This is a genomic window from Acidithiobacillus sp. TH-A35 (assembly GCF_057473505.1).
The window spans coordinates 1-3,718 of record NZ_JBYCKR010000273.1; the positions used below are offsets into that span (position 1 = coordinate 1).

Genomic DNA, 3,718 nt, shown 5'->3' on the forward strand with positions numbered 1-3,718 from the left:
CGCGGGCGGCAGTCAGATAGAGGTCAACACCCTGAAAGTAGTGTTCATCGGTCAGGACCGATAGGCAGGCCGCCCCATGGGCTGCGTAATCCTGGGCAATGGTCACCGGGTTGAAGTCCTCGCGGATAACCCCCGCCGACGGGGACGCCTTCTTGATCTCGGCAATGACGGCCGCCTGGCCTCGGGCGATTTTGGCCTGAATGGCGCCGATGAAGTCGCGGGGCGGCGCCGCCAGGGCCACCGCCGCCTGCAACTCCGGGAGGCCCAGACGAGTCTGGCGCTCTACTAATTCCGCTCGCTTGCGGGCAATAATCTTTTGAAGTATGTCGGCCATGTCCTATCCCTGTGGGGTCCTGCCCAGCAATGCCTGCCACTTGTCCCAGGCGGCGCCGGAATGGAGCACAGCCCGGGCGACTACCACGCCGACCGCCATATCGGGGACCACGCCTGCCGCATAGAGTGCGGCTCCGGCATTGAGGAGGACGACGTCGCGACGCGGGCCGGGGCGATTCTGTAATACCTCTTCTGCCGCCGCCAGGGCCGCCGCCACACTGTCGATTTGCAGGGTCGACAGCGGTGCTCGCGACAACCCGAAATCCTCCGGCTGAATCCGGCTGCGGCTGATCACGCCGTCTTTTAATTCAGCCACATCCGTTGGCCCGGACAGGCTGATCTCGTCCAGACCGTCATGACCATGGACCACCAGGACATGGCGCGATCCCAGTTCCCGCGCAGCCTCCGCCAGAGGGATCAGCCAGCGCTCGGCATAAACGCCGAGCACCTGATGCGGCGCCCCCGCCGGATTGCTCAGTGGTCCCATGAGGTTGAAGATGGAGCGGATGGCGAGTTCCTTGCGCGGACCGGCGGCGTAACGCATGGCGCCATGGTGGGCTGGAGCAAAAAGAAAGCCGATGCCGATGCGCTCAATGCTTTTGGCGACGTCTTCAGGGCTCATGTCCATGGGCAAACCCGCGGCTTCCAGCACATCGGCGCTGCCGCTGCGGCTGACCATGGAACGGTTGCCGTGCTTGGCCACCCGTGCCCCGCCAGCCGCCGCCACCACGGCAGACACCGTCGATATGTTGAAGGTGCTCAGGGCATCGCCGCCAGTGCCACAGGTATCCAGCAGGTGATCGGTGGAGACCTGTACCCGCGTCATGCAGGCGCGCAGGGCCTGGGTGGCACCGACCAGTTCCTCTACTCGCTGCCCTTTCATGCGCAGGCCCATGAGCAGGGCGCCGATTTGTGCGGGCGTCCAGTCCCCGGCCATGATGCCGGCGAAGACCGTTTGTGCCTCTTTGCGCGACAAGTCCTGCCCCGCCACGATTTGCTCCAGTATGTCCCGGACGATCATCGTGCGCCTCCTTGCAGAAAGTGTTGCAGCAAGATTTTGCCGTGCTCGCTGAGAATGGATTCGGGGTGAAACTGTACACCCTCCACATCCAGGCTGCGGTGGCGCAAACCCATGATTTCTCCTTCTGCGGTCCAGGCCGTCACCTCCAGCGCTTCGGGTAGTGAGTCGCGCTCGACGATCAGGGAGTGATAGCGGGTGGCGGCGAAGGGGTCCGGCAAATCCCGGAATATCCCCTGGCCCTGGTGAAAAATGGGCGAGGTTTTGCCGTGCATCACCTGCGCCGCGCGGACGACCTTGCCGCCGAAGGCCTGGCCGATGGCCTGATGCCCGAGGCAGACCCCCAGCAAAGGGATCTTCCCGGCGAAATGATGAATAACGTCCAGAGAGATACCCGCCTCGTTAGGGGTACAGGGGCCGGGCGAAATGCAGATGCGGCTGGGCGCCAGTTTCTCAATGGCCGCCACGTCGATGGCATCATTGCGCTCGACCCGCACTTCCGCCCCCAGTTCGCCGAAGTATTGCACCAGGTTGTAGGTGAAGCTGTCGTAGTTATCAATCATGAGCAACATGACAAAATTATCCTATTGATTTGTATGTATTTTACTATAAAACACTCGCGAATCATACCCTCTTCCATGCCCGCTTTTTGCAAGGCCGTGCTTTAATTGGGCTGTAGATTACGCGTTCTCCGTAAAAAGTGCGATTTAGACAGTCACCAGCACCCGATGCGAGGGGGTGTTCGTCCTCTGGTTAGAAAATTGCCCATCAACGCCAGCAAGGGCGAGATGATCAGTGTCGGCCCTTCTTCAGCGGATTTCTTGCTGCCCTTGGCGACTTGGGCGGGGGTGAGGTCGCGGGTGTGGAAGAGATTGTAGAGGTCGGTGGGGCGGATACTGGGGTAGATCATCGAGCGTTCTTCTTGTCTTGTGCCAGGCGATATTTCTGGAGGCGGCTGTTGGGCTTGTCGGGGAGGGTGTATTCGATCAGGCCAGCTTCCATGAGATCGGCGATGGCCTGCTTGGCCGCGCCGGAAATAGATTTGTGACCCAATGCCTGCGCAATTCCCGAACGGCCCAAGGGGAAACGAGCAATCGCCACCATAATTCGGTAATGGATCGACTCTGGCCCCCACTCTGGCCTCGACTCTGGCCTCGACTGGGTCGACTTTACCCCCGCCTGTGACTCCGCCACTTCCCGCGCCGCCGGGTGGATCGGCAGCCGCACCATGAAGTAGCTGTGGTCTTCGTCGAACTCGAATTCAGCGGGAGGGGAGCCATTTTTCTCCATGGCTTCCATGATTTTGGGGATGCCAGTGGAACGGCCCTCGGTGAATTCGAGTTCCTTCAGAAACTCACCGATGCGCCGGTTGCGATAGCGCCGTGGCCGGGCGCGACCGGCGCGGAGTTGCTCCAGTCGCACCGACCGATCCGGCCCCGGATAGCTGATGACAAATAATTCGTTGCGCTCGATACGGACCTCGATGGGTTCGCGCGTGTCGTAGCCCCGGTGATAGACCGCATTGACGACGGCTTCTTCGATAGCGTCGTAAGGGAAGTTTTCGACGCGGGTGGCTTCGGCTCGTCCGTGATGCTTGATGATGGTTTCGGTAATCAGGTTGCGCTTGATGTAATCGAGCGCGTCGCGGGTCATGCGGGGTATCGGGCCTTTGAATATTTTTTCCGAAAATTTGTTGCCACCCGGCCCTTCCTTGGGAAACCAGACGACGTCGATCTGCATGACAGGGAAGAAGCGCCAGGGCTCCGGATTGAACATCATCAAACCGACGTTGAGGGGGAACGGCGCTTCGTCCGGGCCGCCGATAACGCCCATTTGGCGGCCGAGTTCGACCAACGAAAGATTGGGCGCCTGTCTGGCCAGATCGCTGCCCACCTGTTGCAGATAGTCCTGCATCAGTGCGCGGGAGAGACTTTCCACCTTGGCCTGCTGGTTGACGCGGTCGTCGTGAGGAATGGTGGCCGCCAGGGACATGAGTTCGGTTTCGTCGGCCCCCTTGGCGCGAATGGTACTGGAGTTCTTGCGGATGTAGTAAGCGTAGTCCTTGCTATCCTTGCTCAGGCTGATCTTGGCCTTGTAGGGGCGCGTCGGTCCGCCCAAGGCCCAGAGCACCAGCACATGCCGTCCTTCGATTTCGACCGGAACGGCTATGGGGTGGTAATAGGGCGCGATGGCATTGAAGCCGAGGTTTAGCAGTTCCTTCTGGATGGCGTCGATTTGCGTGGGTTTGATACCCACCGGAGGCAGAACCGGACGCCCATTGTTTTCCGCGATACCGATCAGGATGTAACCGCCACCCAGGTTGTGGATGTCGTTGGCGAAGGCGCAGAGGGTATGCAGAACGGCCTC

The 3,718-nt window shown here is 60.7% G+C and carries 4 protein-coding genes and 1 pseudogene; all 5 read right to left on the reverse strand.

All coding sequences use genetic code 11. The annotated features are described in order from the left end of the window. Window positions 1–334: pseudogene (trpC, locus tag AC2VNK_RS09000) on the reverse strand (indole-3-glycerol phosphate synthase TrpC); the annotation flags it as partial. A 3-nt stretch (window positions 335–337) separates the two neighbouring features. Beyond that, window positions 338–1,354: an anthranilate phosphoribosyltransferase gene (gene trpD / locus AC2VNK_RS09005; protein ID WP_291525386.1), complete on the reverse strand. Its 1,017-nt coding sequence runs from the start codon at window positions 1,352–1,354 to the stop codon at window positions 338–340. After that, complete coding sequence (locus AC2VNK_RS09010) at window positions 1,351–1,923, reverse strand: anthranilate synthase component II (protein WP_291525388.1); 573 nt, start codon at window positions 1,921–1,923, stop codon at window positions 1,351–1,353. Before AC2VNK_RS09010 ends, trpD begins: the two co-directional genes overlap by 4 nt. A gap of 143 nt (window positions 1,924–2,066) precedes the next feature. Next, window positions 2,067–2,261, reverse strand: a complete 195-nt coding sequence (locus AC2VNK_RS09015) for a hypothetical protein (protein WP_291525390.1) — start codon at window positions 2,259–2,261, stop codon at window positions 2,067–2,069. Then, window positions 2,258–3,718: ATP-binding protein (locus tag AC2VNK_RS09020; protein ID WP_486883518.1), on the reverse strand; the 1,461-nt coding region annotated here is incomplete at its 5' end. The genes AC2VNK_RS09015 and AC2VNK_RS09020, both read right to left, overlap by 4 nt.